This window comes from Paenibacillus sp. strain BS8-2 (genome assembly GCF_054483835.1).
In genome coordinates, this window is sequence record NZ_CM137010.1 from 5,157,807 (window position 1) to 5,172,119 (window position 14,313).

13 protein-coding genes and 1 tRNA gene are annotated in these 14,313 nt (G+C 56.0%); 2 read left to right on the forward strand and 12 right to left on the reverse strand.

Annotation, left to right across the window (positions count from 1 at the left end):
• Positions 1-3 precede the first annotated feature (3 nt).
• From ACX1C1_RS22555 to ACX1C1_RS22565, 3 genes are read right to left on the reverse strand one after another with little or no spacing between them, the layout of a single operon-like run.
• Positions 4-1,236, reverse strand: a complete 1,233-nt coding sequence (locus tag ACX1C1_RS22555; protein ID WP_458954376.1) for a Gfo/Idh/MocA family protein — start codon at positions 1,234-1,236, stop codon at positions 4-6.
• Complete coding sequence (locus ACX1C1_RS22560; RefSeq protein WP_458954377.1) at positions 1,233-2,291, reverse strand: Gfo/Idh/MocA family protein; 1,059 nt, start codon at positions 2,289-2,291, stop codon at positions 1,233-1,235. The genes ACX1C1_RS22555 and ACX1C1_RS22560 overlap by 4 nt, the downstream gene beginning before the upstream one ends.
• Entirely contained in the window at positions 2,288-3,154 is an 867-nt protein-coding gene (locus ACX1C1_RS22565; protein WP_458954378.1) for a class II fructose-bisphosphate aldolase, read from the reverse strand. Before ACX1C1_RS22565 ends, ACX1C1_RS22560 begins: the two co-directional genes overlap by 4 nt.
• A gap of 132 nt (positions 3,155-3,286) precedes the next feature.
• Here ACX1C1_RS22565 and ACX1C1_RS22570 point away from each other — a divergent pair, with 132 nt between their 5' ends.
• The gene (locus ACX1C1_RS22570; RefSeq protein WP_458954379.1) at positions 3,287-4,333 is read left to right on the forward strand and encodes an SIS domain-containing protein; all 1,047 of its coding nucleotides are present in this window, start codon (positions 3,287-3,289) and stop codon (positions 4,331-4,333) included.
• Positions 4,334-4,409: 76 nt separating this feature from the next.
• On the opposite strand, the gene ACX1C1_RS22575 is transcribed toward ACX1C1_RS22570, so the two are convergent.
• The 9 genes from ACX1C1_RS22575 to ACX1C1_RS22615 form a co-directional block, all read right to left on the reverse strand.
• Complete coding sequence (locus tag ACX1C1_RS22575; RefSeq protein ID WP_458954380.1) at positions 4,410-5,516, reverse strand: Gfo/Idh/MocA family protein; 1,107 nt, start codon at positions 5,514-5,516, stop codon at positions 4,410-4,412.
• 156 nt (positions 5,517-5,672) lie between these two features.
• A complete protein-coding gene (locus tag ACX1C1_RS22580) occupies positions 5,673-6,527 on the reverse strand; it encodes a sugar phosphate isomerase/epimerase family protein (RefSeq protein ID WP_458954381.1) in 855 nt (284 codons plus the stop codon).
• Complete coding sequence (locus ACX1C1_RS22585; RefSeq protein ID WP_458954382.1) at positions 6,524-7,711, reverse strand: N-acetylglucosamine-6-phosphate deacetylase; 1,188 nt, start codon at positions 7,709-7,711, stop codon at positions 6,524-6,526. Before ACX1C1_RS22585 ends, ACX1C1_RS22580 begins: the two co-directional genes overlap by 4 nt.
• A 140-nt stretch (positions 7,712-7,851) precedes the next feature.
• Positions 7,852-8,874 carry a Gfo/Idh/MocA family protein gene (locus ACX1C1_RS22590; RefSeq protein WP_458954383.1) on the reverse strand — a complete coding sequence of 341 codons (1,023 nt, stop codon included), beginning with the start codon at positions 8,872-8,874 and terminating at the stop codon, positions 7,852-7,854.
• Positions 8,875-8,878: 4 nt separating this feature from the next.
• The gene (locus ACX1C1_RS22595; protein WP_458954384.1) at positions 8,879-9,733 is read right to left on the reverse strand and encodes a sugar phosphate isomerase/epimerase family protein; all 855 of its coding nucleotides are present in this window, start codon (positions 9,731-9,733) and stop codon (positions 8,879-8,881) included.
• Between the two features lie 72 nt (positions 9,734-9,805).
• The gene (locus ACX1C1_RS22600; protein WP_458954385.1) at positions 9,806-10,603 is read right to left on the reverse strand and encodes a M55 family metallopeptidase; all 798 of its coding nucleotides are present in this window, start codon (positions 10,601-10,603) and stop codon (positions 9,806-9,808) included.
• Positions 10,604-10,739: 136 nt separating this feature from the next.
• Complete coding sequence (locus ACX1C1_RS22605; RefSeq protein ID WP_458957769.1) at positions 10,740-11,492, reverse strand: creatininase family protein; 753 nt, start codon at positions 11,490-11,492, stop codon at positions 10,740-10,742.
• A 2-nt stretch (positions 11,493-11,494) separates the two neighbouring features.
• Positions 11,495-12,688: a M20 metallopeptidase family protein gene (locus ACX1C1_RS22610; RefSeq protein ID WP_458954386.1), complete on the reverse strand. Its 1,194-nt coding sequence runs from the start codon at positions 12,686-12,688 to the stop codon at positions 11,495-11,497.
• A 377-nt stretch (positions 12,689-13,065) separates the two neighbouring features.
• Positions 13,066-13,138 (reverse strand) — tRNA-Val (locus ACX1C1_RS22615).
• Positions 13,139-13,280: 142 nt separating this feature from the next.
• On the opposite strand from ACX1C1_RS22615, the gene ACX1C1_RS22620 reads away from it, so the two are divergent.
• Positions 13,281-14,264: an S-layer homology domain-containing protein gene (locus ACX1C1_RS22620; RefSeq protein WP_458954387.1), complete on the forward strand. Its 984-nt coding sequence runs from the start codon at positions 13,281-13,283 to the stop codon at positions 14,262-14,264.
• Positions 14,265-14,313: the final 49 nt, after the last annotated feature.

Genomic DNA, 14,313 nt, shown 5'->3' on the forward strand with positions numbered 1-14,313 from the left:
CGGCTACCCGCCAAGCTCGAACCGTCTTGGAAAGGATCGGTATTCCTTTAACGCAAAAGGCTCCGAAGGCTCCGCCCATGGGACGCCCATCTCCGAAAACAGCTTTCCGGAGGCAAACGCTTCTTTGATCGTGGTCTCGATTCCTTCGATATATGCGCCAGGTTCGCCCGGGGACTCGGATGTTTGAACACGGGAGGAGGCGATCGGCTTGATGCGGATGGCAGACTCGAATGCGCCGTTCGCCGCAAGCGTGAACTTGCGGGCCGATTCCAGGGATACGTCGAGCCCTTCGGTCCCTTCAATGGCTCGAATCAAATTCCGGTATCGGCGCTCCAAGATTCCTTTCCCTTCCTCCCGGCACTCCCGCTGGCTGACAATGTCTCCTTGGCGCCACACTGTCACTTGATTGTCGTAGGTCCATTCCAGCATGCCCTTCGTTCCCTCGATCCGAATGCGCTGCGTTTCCGTTTGTTTCGCGCACAGCGTCACGTAGAATTGAAGTATCGTACCGTCGCTCATCTCGATCCTCATCGCGGACGTGTCGTCGCTGTCGATCGGATTGGCATGATAGAGCTCGGAGGTGACCAGGGACGGCACAACGGACGGAGCCGCGGCTCCGGCTAGCAGCTCAGACAGCTTCAGCATGCTGTAAAGCAGATGCGCCGTCGGATTGTGAAATGCGCCGTCCATCACGAGATTCCCTCCGGACATTAGCTTGCCCGCCCAGGGAGTACGGCGATAATAGGCGCTTGTCCTTGTCAAAAGCGCAATTCCCTTGATCCCTCGAACCTGCCCGATCTCACCTGTTCCGATGGTTCTTTCTATAAACGCCAACGCTTCCGAAGACGGGGTAAAGAAATTAACGGCGCATAGCTTGCCGGTTCGGCGAACGGCTTCCAGCATGCGGTCGACATCCTGAATAGCCGCGCCGGGAGGCTTCTCCAGCAGGACATGGTACCCAGCCTCCAGAGCGTCTATGCACATCGGAGCGTGCAGCGCGATCGGCGTGGAAATAATGACGAAATCCGCGGCCCTCTCGTTAGCGAGCATCTCCCGGTAATCGGCGTAATGCCGAAGCCCCCGCTCCGCGACGATGGCCTCCGCATGCTCGGTGAGGCGCAGATCGCTTACGGCCGCAAGCCTCAGGACGCCTTCGCCCTGAAGCCGGACGAGCTCGTTCAGATGGTTGCGGCCGAAGCCGCCAGTGCCGATTAATAACGCGTTGCGCACTTTCATCTCAATTCCGTCCTTTCCGGAAACCCGTTCAATAGTTCGGCTCGTTCGTCCGCTTGCACGGCTGCGCTCGAGGCGCTCAGCACGTCCCATCCGGTCAAAGCCGAGCGCTTGCCTTTCGTTCTGTTGACAAAATCCTCTACGATATCGACCGGCGGCTGCAGAAGCGGAACCGGGTGAAGCTCCAGCGAGCGCGTCGTCAGCAGAAAGATGGCTTTACGCGTTATCAAGGGATCGCCCTGCAGCCGAAGCTCGGCGGTGCCTTCCGTCCCCGTTACGAAGATTCGGCAGTCACCCCACGTCCAGCTTCTGTCAGGCGTATGCCAGTCGGCGTACAGCTGGGCCGCCAAACCATCGTCCATCGAGACCAGCAGTTGGGCTGCGTCGTAGAAAGTTGGATGCTCCGGCAACATGCTCTTGCTCATATACCCTTGCGAACCCGAGATTTCGTTGCCCGTCAGCCAGCGAAGCAAATCCAGATCGTGAATGAGCAGATCCTGAATGATTCCGCCGGAACGTTCCCGGTCAAAAAACCAATCCGGCCGATTGGCCGCGCCAAGTCTGTGCGGCTTGCGCATGGCGATCGAAACCAGCCTTCCCAGCGCTCCTTCACGGATGTAATGCCTTAGCGTAAACACCGCCGGACTATAACGCTGCGTGAGCAGCATGCCAGTCTCGATGACTCCGCGTTCGACCACCTTGCGCAGCCTCTGGAGTCCGTCTCGGTTCGTGACCGCAGGCTTATCCAGCATGATCGCTTTGCCCGTGCTCTCGCAGGCCTCCACGACATCGATTTTGCGGCTATTGACGGCTGAACAGCCAACGATCTCGACCTCGTCGGCAAGCGCGTCCTCCATTCGTCCCAGCAAAGGAACGCCGTGTTTGGCCGCCAAACTCTCCGCTAGCTTTCGGCTTTCCCCTGGTTCCTCGTAGATGCCGGCGCAATCGTAGCCTAGATCCAGCATGGCATGAAGAAACGTTCCGATATGTCCATGCTGGCAGCCGATGATCGAAAATGCAGGCTTGCGGGCGAGCTCCTTCTCCATATGCCGGTTCATCTTGCTTCGCCTGCGCGGCCGACGCATCCGCAAAGCATCATCTTCTCCATCGCGAGCCGTTTGACGGCTTCCTTGGCCGGAACCATATACTTGCGAGGGTCGTTTTCTTCGGGATTCTCGGAGAAAACCTGCTTGATCGCATCCGAGAACGCGATGCGCAGCTCGGTGGCGATATTCATCTTGGCCATGCCGAGCGATACCGCCTGCTTGACTTGCTCGGAAGGGATGCCGGAGCCTCCATGAAGCACCAGAGGAACCTCGACCCGCTCGGCAATTCGCGCGATGCGGGCAAAATCGATATTCGGCGTGCCCTTGTAGATGCCGTGCGCCGTGCCGATCGCCGGCGCCAGCGTATCTACGGCCGTCAGCGCCACGAAGCTCGCGCATTCCTCCGGATCGGCCAGCATGGCGTCGCGTTCATCGACGACGATATCGTCCTCGACGCCTCCCACCTTTCCAAGCTCGGCCTCCACGTTGACGCCGGCCGCGGATGCCACGGCCATGACGGCCAAGGTGCGTTCCGCGTTTTCCGCGTACGGATGCATGGAAGCATCGATCATGACGGAGGTGTACCCGGCCCGGATACATTTTACGATTAGAGAGTAGTCCGTGCAATGATCCAGATGAAGTCCGATCGGAATTCGGGTCCGATTGGCGGCGACGGTAGCTGCTGCGGCCAAATAGTCGGGTCCCAAATGTTTGACGGTGCCGACGGTCGACTGGATGATCAGCGGCGACTCGGTTTCGGCGGCGGCTTCTACGACGGCTTGCAGCATTTCGAGCGTATGGACGTTGAAGGCCGCAACGGCGTACCCGTGTTTTCTTGCGTGCTGCAGCATGGAGGTTGTGGAAATTAACGGCATGGTGATTCTCCTTCCAATAGTCAGTATATGATTTATGCAATCATTATATTGATTTTATTTTACTAAATATTGATTGATTAAATCAATATATTCCTTTATACTACAACCATAAACCAGTATCTAGGAGGAAAAATGATGAGCTTGACTTACCAAGAAACGAAGCTGCAGTATGCCGCCTTGCGGCAAACGTTCGACTACATGCTCGTCGAGCGGGAACGTATCGTTCGGTTCGCCGAGGAGCACGCGTCTGCTTCCATGACCTTTGTCGGCTGCGGCTCCAGCTACTGCCTATGCGAATCCGCCGCTTTCTCCGCGCGCCTTCGCGCGGGGATTCCAGCCCAAGCTCTCGCGGGCGGCGATCTTCTGCTGAACGCGGAGCGATACGCCCCTCTCTTAGCTCGCACCTTGCTCGTCGCGCCTTCCCGCTCCGGCAGCACCACGGAGGTCGTGGAAGCGGTTCGCCGACTGCACGAAGACGGCGGAACGCCGGTGATTTCCATCTCCTGCGTGACCGGCTCCCCGCTTTCCGAGATGGCGGATTTGTCGCTTGAGCTTCCATGGGCATTCGACGCGAGCGTGTGCCAGACCCGCACGGTCGTCAACCTCTATGCCACCAATCTGTTGATCGCCGCCTTCCTCGGGCGGGACGAAGCGCTGATCGCCTCGGTCGACGCCGCAATCCGCGACGGCGAAGCTTACATGGAGAAGGTTGAAGCGGGCATCCGCCAAGCGGCTAGCTTCGAATGGACGAACGCGGTCGTGCTGGCGGACGGCGAGCTGCAAGGCATGGCGGCGGAAGGCGCGATCGCGCTCACCGAAATCGCGGGCGTTCAAGCCCATTCGTTCCACCTGCTGGACGTTCGGCACGGTCCGATGGTCGTCGTCGGTCCCGATACCCTTGTCATAGCGGCCATATCGGGGAGCGGAGACGAGCACAGCCATAACCTGCTCCGCGACTTGAAGCAACGGGGAGCGACCGTCATCGTCTATACGGATAACGAAGATGCCCTGCCGGATTCGACCGTCGATTTTGTCGCCGCGTCGGGTGTTCCGCTCGATCCCGCCGCGCAAGGCATCCCGCTTATATTCATCCCTCAGATCGCCGCTCTTTGCCGAGCGGAACGGCTGGGCATGGATCCCGATCGTCCGGACGGCCTGTCCGCTTGGGTGAAACTATAGGTCATAAATTCTTATGCGGCAAACGAAGAAGCCCTTCTCAGGTGGCATGTGGGAAGGGCTTCTATCTTTGCCTTGCTTAGCTCGACACGGCGGCGGCCTGCGCGTTATAAATGTGCGGATTCTGGCGCCGGCATTCCTCCATCACCCACATCTGCTGACGCACCTGCTCCGGCGTTATTTCAAGAGGGGCACCCGTCGTCAGCGTGTCATGAAGCATGAGATACAGCCGCTCCGTCATATGCCCAAACAGGCTTTGTCCCTCGGGAAGCGACATCTTCCAGTTGTCTTGATGCCAAGTCAACGTTTCGTTGCAATAAGCGGGCAGACCGTTCGCGTTAATAAGCGGCTCCTTGACGAGCTGCTGGGCAGGGGCTTCCTCCGGCTTAAAGTATTTCCATTCCAGCTTATCCCCGCCGCCGCGCAGCCCTCCGTTCGTGCCCTGAATGTTAAAGGAGTCCTGTGGATATACGCAGCAAGAGGAAATTTCGATGTCGACGGTCGGGCCGCCCTGCCCTCTCATGATCAGCTTCACGTAATCCTCCGCATCGCCGAACGTATTGGCCCGGTCCATGATGCAGGTGATCTGCGGCAGGACGTCCGTGCCGAACAATTGCAGCGCTTGGTCAACCGGATGAGGTCCGGTATTCATAAGGTTGCCGCCGTTGTTGCTTTGCAGCGTCTGCCAGTCCCAGCGGCGCGCGAACCCGTTCAGGCTGATATCGACTTGAACGATGCGTCCCAGCACGCCGGAATCGATAACGCTTCTGATCTGCTGGAAGGAGGGATGATAGCGGGATTGCTGGAAGACGGCTAGAATCTTGCCCGAACGTTCGGACGCCGCGATCAATTCATCGACCTCCTCCGGCGATTTGGCGAGGGGCTTCTCGCATAGGACGTTGAAGCCGCGGTTCAGCAGCTCCAGCGAAATCGGAAAATGAAGATGGCTCGGAGAAGCGTTGACGACCAGGTCGAGCTCCTCGCTGCCAACCATCTCCTCCCAAGTCTCGTATGTTTCGCAGCCGAATTCCTGCCGCGCGCGCTCCCGGCGCTCCGGCAACGCGTCCGCGATCGCGGCGATGCGGTAATGCCCGGGAAGCTGTACCAGCAGATTGGCGTGAATGTCGCGCCCGCTGCGTCCCTGCCCGATAATGCCAACCTTAAGCGGATTAGTAGTCATTGTCATATCCCTCTTCCTTGTTCCGTATTGGAATTGCGCGCCGTCCTACATTTCAGTGCCGTGCCGGCTTGAAACCTTTGTTCGTGTTCATGTTCGCATTCGTGTTCGTGTCCGTGTTTGCGTTCGTGTTTGTGACCGCGTTCGTGATTGTGTCCGTGACCGCTACCTCGAAGCAGCCAATAATTCGCGTACGACGTTCAAATCATGCTCCAGTCTCTCATAGGCCGGGAACGGTGCATGGCATTCTAACGTCAGCCAGCCGGAATAACCGACTTCGCGGAGCGCTTTGAACAACGGCAAGTGATCCGCGCCGCCTTCCCCGAGCCTGCTCTGAAGAAACTGTTGCTTGCCGTGCTTGGTCGTTGCGGTAAACGTGCCCGGCGCTCCGACCTCGTCGACCCGGAGTTCATCCTTGACATGCACGTGGAACAGGCGGCTGCCCAGCTCCAATACGGAATCGCGTCCGTAATCCGTGTCGGTGATATACATATTGCCCGCGTCATGAATCATGCCGACGTTGTCGTAATCGATCATATTCAGCAGGCGCAAGCTTCCCTCCACGGTTTCGACAAGCGAATCGTTATGGATTTCCATCAAGACCTTCACTTGTTGCTTCTTCGCTTCCTCCGCCATGAGGTTCACCCAATGAGCCGCTTTGGCATAATGATAGTCGCTCGCCAAGAACGCGTTGGGACCGCCCGGATAGATGCGGATCATCCCGCAGTCCAAGTGCCCCGCGATCTCCAGCAGCCGTTTGAACTCTTCGAAGCCGCTCTGCGCCTCGCTGTCGCTGGCATCGGAGAAACCTCCGACATAGCCCGCCAACGCAGGTATCTCCAATTCCAGCGAGCTCGCAACCGCCTTTGCTTCTTTGACTCTGGCAAGACTCGTCTTCGGCGAGATATGCGGCTCCCTTGCCGCGATCTCGATGCCGTCCAATCCTAGCTTCTTCGTCAGTTGCATGGCTTCCTGTATGCTGTGCTCGATCAATACGCCGCTAAATGCCGCAAGCTTCATTCGGCTTCCGCCTCCATTTCATTCTTTCGATTCGATGAAAAAACGAGTGTTCCCGATTTAAACGTGCTTTCAACCGATAGCTTGCCGCCGTCCCGCCTAAACAAGACAAGATCAGCCGGCGCTCCGTCCGACAAGCCGGCGGCCGCGGGAAGTCCCATAAATCCCGCAGGTCCGGTCGACGCCATGTTCCAAGCCGTCCCGAGTTCCGCGAGCCCTCGGCTCGCCAGCTGTTCAATTCCCCAGAGCAGCATCTGGGCCGAGCCTGCCAGAAGCTGCTCGTTCTCCGCAAGGCAAAGCCTGCCATCCTGACCGAGCTTTACCCGCCCCCCGATATGCGTCGTGTATTCGCCGGCGGGCAATCCGCTCAAATACACGGCATCGCTGACCAGCAGCGCGCGAGGACCCTTCACTTTCATGACCACCTTCAACACTTGATCGGGCAAATGAAAGCCGTCCGCGATGAGACAGCTCCAAAGATCGTCCTGGGCAAGCTGCTCCCATAAGTAATTCGGATGGCGGGGCAGCATCAGCTGGGCGCCATTGCCGAAATGGGTCGACATTCTGGCTCCGCAGGCCACGGCTTCCCGGATTTGCTCCGACGTAGCGGCGGTGTGTCCGATCGACACCGTAACGCCGCTGTCCGCGCATCGGCGAATAAACTCGCCGCTGCCCTCCCACTCCGGAGACATCGTCACGATGGCGATGCGGCCTCCGGAAGCTTCCTGCCACTCGCTGAACAATTCCCAATCCGGTTGTCTTACGAAATCTTTGCGATGCGCACCCCGAGCTCCGTCCTGGGCCGAAATGAACGGACCTTCCAGGTGGATGCCGGGAATGCAGGAAGCGGCGTCGGGATCGCTTTCGCAGGCTTGCCGAATCGCGTTCATCGCATCAAGGATCGACCCCGGGCTATTGGTGACGATCGTCGGACAAAAGCCGGTGACCCCTTCCTTCCAAAGCAGCCTAACCGTGTCGCCGACCATGTCTGGCTCCAATGGAAACTTGTTGAAGTCGTTTCCCAAGAAACCGTTGATTTGCAAATCGACGAGCCCCGGCGCGGCATAAGGCAATGAATCTCTTTCCTCTTGTTCGGCTTCGGACTCCGTAATTCGAGCAATTCTACCCTGCTCGATTTCGATCGTAATCGGTTGTTCCGTTTCATAATGGAGCGCCTTCAGTTTCATCGTCATCCCCCTGGAAACGATGCCTCATCCACGAACAGCAGACAATCGGCATGCGTCCTTAAGCTTGTGGACGGACATTCAGTCGAAATCGGCCCTTTGACGGGCCGCCATTGTTCTGCCACCTTGCATCGCTCCCTTCGCTAGATGTCAAGTAAGATTTCTTTGCCCTCTGCCGCGCTTTTGTAGATTGCTTCTATTAACTTAACGGCTCTTGCCCCGTCCTCGCCCGTGCTTATCGGCTTCGCGCCGGTCTCGATTGCGGACATGACGTCGATCAACTGGCTTTGATGGTAATCGGAATCGATGTTTCTCGGATCCGACACGCCGCCGAGCTTATTCTTGTGCGTCCTGGCCGGTTCGTCCCAGCCAGGAACGGACCAGCGCACGATTTCCGCGCCTTCCAGCTTCATGGTGCCTCTCTCGCCGTAAAGCGTGATCGATGCCGCGTAGCCGGGAGTGACGGAAGTCGAAGCCATGACGGTTCCGTAAGCTCCGCCTTCAAACCGCAAGATCGCTAGCCCCAAATCCTCTGCTTCGATGTGATGGGTCTGCGTGGCCGTCTTGCCGAACACCGATCGAACGTTACCCGCAAACCACAGCATAAGGTCCAGACAATGGATCCCCTGATTCATCAGGACGCCTCCATCTTCTGAGATGGTTCCTCTCCATTCGGCGCTGTCGTAATAGGCCTGGCTGCGGTAGTAGGGAATCGATACCTCGGCCAGCAGCAGCTTGCCGAGGCCGCCTCCGTCCATCACCCGCTTGATCGCTCGATTTTGAGGCTCGAGCCGACGCTGGGAGATAACCGAAAGAGTGAGTCCCTTTTCCTTGGCTTTGTCGACCAGCGTTTGCGCATCCCTCGCGTTCATGGCGATCGGCTTCTCCACCACCAAATGTTTGCCTGCATTCAGCACGTCAAGCCCGATGGACGCGTGGCTGCCGCTCGAAGTCGTGACGCAGACGATATCGACGTCGGGTCGGCCCAGCAATTCCTTGTAATCCGTGGTCCAGTCGCAGCGCTCCCGGTCCGCAACCGCTTTCGCTTTTGCTTCGTCTCTGCTGGATACGATCCGCAAGCTCGCATGATCGATTCGACGTATCGCCTCCGCATGCATATCCGAGATGCTTCCGCAGCCTATCAATCCGAACCGCCTATGAGTCAATCGCTTACACCTCCTTCAGCAGTGCCTTCAACGCTTCAAGCGTGATGCGCGTTCCCGTCATCCTGCTTCCGCCCGCCGGCGTGAAATGCGTTTCGATGGTAAAGAGCCCTTCGTAACCATCCGCAGTCAATGCGCGAAGCTGCGCGATAACCGGCACGGTGCCCGATCCAAGCGGCACGCATCGTCCTTTGCCGTTTTGGCCTACATAGGCATCCTTGAGATGGACATGGCCGACAAGCTTTTTCAGCGCATCATAGCCCGCCGGATAGGCTTCCCTGCCCGTATGGGCCTCATTGCCCGGATCCCATAGCGCGCGCAAGGCAGGCGAATCGACCGCGCGGACGATCGCGGCCACTTCTTCGGCGACGCCTCCGTTGCAAGAAGGTTCGTTCTCGAGCAGAAGCTCCACCCCCTCCGAAGCGGCGATGCGGGCTGCCTTCCTTAGATGAACGGCGATTTCTTCGGTATGGAGTCTCGGGTCCTCCTCCCGCCAGAACGAAAAAATTCTTATTCGGTGAGTGCCGAGCCTTTTGGCGATCTCGATCACTCTATGCAGCTTATCGTGATGAGCCTCCACGCTTTCTTCCTTTTGGCCGAACGTATCTCCCGTAGCTACGAGCCTCCCGGGATCCAGTGCGCATTTGAACAGCGGCGACGCGACGGCCGATATGTACAGCCCCCTTGCTTCAGCTTGGCGGCGGATCTCGGTTGCTTCCTCGTCGGTAAGCTCCGCGACATTGCGCCCGCCCACCATCCGCACTTCAACGTGGCTGAGGCCCTGCTCCGCCGCCCAATCGAGCGCTTCCTCGTAACGGTCGGATACTTCGTCCGTCAATACGCCTAATCGATTTAACACCATCGGATTGATCCCCTTCCTGCATTCGCTTCATATGACAACTCCGCAGTTCAAAAGTCCGACAACCGAGGAGCCTTATCCAAACGTTCTCGAGAATAGCCGCAGCAGATCCGTATCCTTAATCAGCTTTGTTCGTCCGTCCAGCCGAACCGCATCCTTGTCGTCGTAGTAGCGGGTATCTGCCAAGCTTGTATTTACATACGTAATCTTCATTTCATAGGGAGCCGGCAAGCTGTACGGTTTGCATTCCTTTCTTCGCCTTACGGCTTCCATCACGGACTCTCCGATTTCCTGTTGAACCCGCTTCGGCGCCTTTAGCAATCCAGAATGGCGTCCGGCTGCTTTTTTGGTTTCGTAGGTAAACACCGTTCCCAATTGCTTGTTCGCTTCAGCGCAGGTTTTGTCGTCGCCCGATACGAAAATAATCGGCACGTCGTGAACGCCGAATAGCAGCGCTTCGAACCCGATCTCGCCGATCGGCGTTCCGTTAAGCTCCAGCCCGAATATATCGGCAATGCTCCAAGAATGATCCAGGATCGCTCCTTCCGTGCCGGCCATGCCGTGATAACCGATCAGCAGCGCGCCGTCGAACGTGGAATCTAGCCCAAGAAAACGCGACGACATCGCCAGCGGACCGACAACGTACGAGGCGGCCGGATGCAGGCGGTCGAACAAAAAGTTGTATCCTAGCGCGTGGGCATCCTTGACAATAATCTCCTTGGCCCCCGCTTGGACCAGTCCCTCCACGACGGCGTTCACCTCATCCGTTAGCAGCTGCCTGGCTTCCTGATATAAGGCTTCTCCCCGCATGATCTGCTCCTTGTACGCGATTCCCGCAATTCCTTCCATATCGACGCTGACGTAAAATTTCACGAATATCATGCCCTCCCGCGGATCTGCCGTCATACATAGCGTGACACATAATAAGCTTACGAACCATTAGACAAAATTGTCTTAAGCCCGACGATTCTATCCAAAAACCCGAAACCGGAATGTGTGGCGCAAGACCTTAGTTCGTCTCGTCGGACCGCGTTTTCGAAGCGTCGATTCTGCAGCGCTCCTGCTCGAGCGCTTCCAAATAGGCAATCGAACTGTCCTCCATAAGGTCTAGCAGCCGCTTCCCCTTGTCGGCAGTCGCTTCCTGCGGAAAGCCCCAATAGCCGTCTTTGGTAATGTCGATGACGTCGAAATAATCCATATAATCCTGAGGAACCGATGTATGAGCCGTCTCGGGTACGATGTCCGCAACATGTTCCGGACAAAGATGAAGCATGATGGACGTTTCTTTCTCGCCGGCATGAAGGTCGTGCTGCACATGGTTCAGGATGTCGCCTTGGCGCGCACCCGCGATATTAGAAGGAATGAGAATCACGTCCATCTCCAAGCCGCGTTCTTCGTAATCCCGGTTCATCTGGCGAATAGTCGGCTTCAGGATCCAATTGCCTCCATGCCCGGTAAAAACAATCAAACGGCGGAAGCCCGAGTACCGAAGGGACTCCGCGATATCCCAAATGACCAGCGCAAGCGTATCCGACCGCAAATAGACGGTTCCCTTGCTCTCCCGATGTTCGATGGAGGACGAAATGCTTAGACAAGGAAGCAAGTAGCCATGTAGCCGCCTAGCCAATCGGGCAGCGATTTCTTGGGCGATAATCGCGTCCGTTCCCACCGGTAAGTGGCTGCCGTGTTGCTCGATCGCGCCGACAGGTAGAACGGCTAGCTCGCATTCCTTCTCCAGGAACTGCTTCCTTGTGTTATACATGTTCAGCAAGCGGAATCGTCCCCCTCTTCCAGGTAGCGGATCGCGATCGAGGCCAGCATGGCCGCTCCGAGCGGCATCGCGCTTTCATCCAGATCGAACGAAGGGTGATGCAATGGGTAAGCGGTTTCATCTCCGCTGCGGGTTCCGAGTCGAAACATGACGGCCGGCACCTGACGCGCGACGAACGAAAAATCTTCCCCGCCCATCGTCGGCTTGATCGTCTCATAGTGGCCTGTACCAAGCGTGTCTTCGCTCGTTCTCGCGAACAACTCGTACATCTCGCCATCGTTCACGACGATGGGATAGCCATCCCTCAGCTCCAGCTCATATCCGGCGCCGAATGCTTCAGTGACGCCTTTGACGATCGTCTCGATCCTTCCCCTCATCTGTTCGCGCAGCTCGGGATTCAATGTCCTTACCGTTCCCAGCAGCTCCGCTTCCGAAGCGATCGCATTAACCGCATGCCCTCCGTTCATCTTCCCGATCGTAACGACAACCGAATCCAGCGGATCGACTTGACGGCTTGCAACATGCTGCAGCGCCGTTATCACTTGCGCGGCGATCGCGATGGCATCGACCGTCTGGTGCGGACTTGCCGCATGTCCTCCACGGCCAATGATCTTGATTCGGAGCGATTGGGTAGCCGCCCAGGCTGGTCCCTTTGCCGCCGCGACGCGGCCGACCTTGAACATCGGTGAGACGTGAAGCGCCGCAGCGGCGTCGACTTTGGGCTCTTCGAGCAAGCCGTCCCGTATCATGGCGTTCGCGCCGGCTCCGCCTTCCTCGGCCGGTTGAAACATAAACTTGATGTTGCCCCTCTTCAACCCTCTATCCACCAGCAGCTTAGCCGCTCCCATCAGCATGGACGTGTGGGCGTCATGTCCGCATAGATGCGATTTGCCCTCCACCCTGGAACGGTATTCCACTTGCTTCGCATCCGGAATCGGCAGCGCATCCATATCCGCCCGAAGAAGGAACGTAGGTCCCGGAAGCTCGCCGCGTATAAGCCCGACGACTCCAGTGCCGCCAACTCCCGTGCGAACGTCGAGTCCTAAGTCGCGAAGATGCTCCGCAACGATGCCGGAGGTTCGCATCTCCTCATAACCTAATTCAGGATTCCGATGAAAGTCCCTTCTCCATTCGATCAGCTGGTCGGCTAACTGCTTGGCCGACGCCAACAATCCCTGTTCTTTCACTTGAACACCCCCATTATTTGTATTGTAAAGAGCCAGCCCCCATTCCGCACTATGGCTGTCTTTTCTTTTATAGGTCAATACGATACTAAACTCGTCTTGGGCGATTATGCATGGCTGCCTCAGATAATCATGAGAGTCCACCCCACAAAATGCTGCGACATGCTTCAAGCCAAAAAAAGCCACCTTCATTTGAAGGTGACTGTTAGCTAGCATATTCGTGACCTAATTGCCTGCTACCGTTGCGAAAGGGACACTCACTATTAATTGATAGACATTCGTATCAAATTCGTATTACAAGTATTTCATTTGCGATTGCTATCAGACCATTCCGGTTATAGAAAAAGAAAAAAGCCCTGATTTCTCAGGACTTTTCGGTATGATCTGTAGTGGGCTCGAACCACTGACCCCTACCCTGTCAAGATAGTGCTCTCCCAGCTGAGCTAACAGATCGAATTGAAGTGACAAGATATAATATATCAAATGTGGCAATGCTAGTCAATAGTTATTTTCGAAGCTCCCCTTGCAACATTTTGGTTAAACTTACCGTCAGTAAGGTTGCAGCTGCAATATGAATTCAAATCGAGGTGACCTGATGAAGAAGAAACCCCTGTTTATGATTGCGATCATTGCGATTCTCGTGTTTTCGCTAGGACAAACCGTCTTTGCTTTCTCCGATGTATCCAAAGATCCCAACGCCAACAAAATTAATGCCCTGAAGGAACAAGGTATACTTAGCGGCTTCGGTGACGGCTCCTATAAGCCAGGCGAATCGTTGAATTACGCTTCCGCTGTATCCATGATTGTAAAAGGTTTGAATCTAAATATCGATGATATCACTTTCATCCGAATGCCGTTAGCTAGCGACAACCACCCTAACCTTGAGGACGATGCGTGGTACTCGAAAGCGTTCGTCATTGCCGCACATTATGGATTAGATATCCCTAAAGATGTGAAAGCAACAGATCTAATAACAAAAGAACAATTTGCGCATCATCTATTCAAAGCCATGATGACGAAAGGCGAGTATGCCTTCATCGAAATCTACAAAATTGTTGAAGATGAGTCTGATGTGGATACGATGTATATGAACAGCATTCAGAAGCTTCTCATCATTGAAGTGGCGTCCGTTGACAAGGATCAAATGTTCTACCCTAAACAAGCGATCACTCGCGGCGTTGCGGCAGCATGGCTGCATGACGGTATCCAATACGTAAAGGAAGTGGCGCCCATCGAGCCGGAACCAGAGCTTCCAGCATATGATCTTAAGCTTAATGTAGAAACTGTAAATGCAGATATCAACAAAGTGACCGTAACCGCCCAACTGCCTAACCCTGGTTATGGTCTCAAGATTACTTCTATTACATTCGAAGGTGATCAAGCTATTCTAAACCTGGAAGTTCTGCTGCCAGACCCTGACAAAATGTATCCTCAAGTCATTAAAGAAGCTAAAGTGTCCACCTATGTGGATGCGAAGCTGAAACCAGTGCTTGCTGAGGCAATAGGCTCTTCTTTGCCAGGTTCTGCAGGCTCAGGATCATCTGGTTCATCAGATGGCAGTGTTAGCAGTAGCAAATAATCAACACCTTGCACATAATGCCCGATTGAGATACAAAGCAAATTGATTG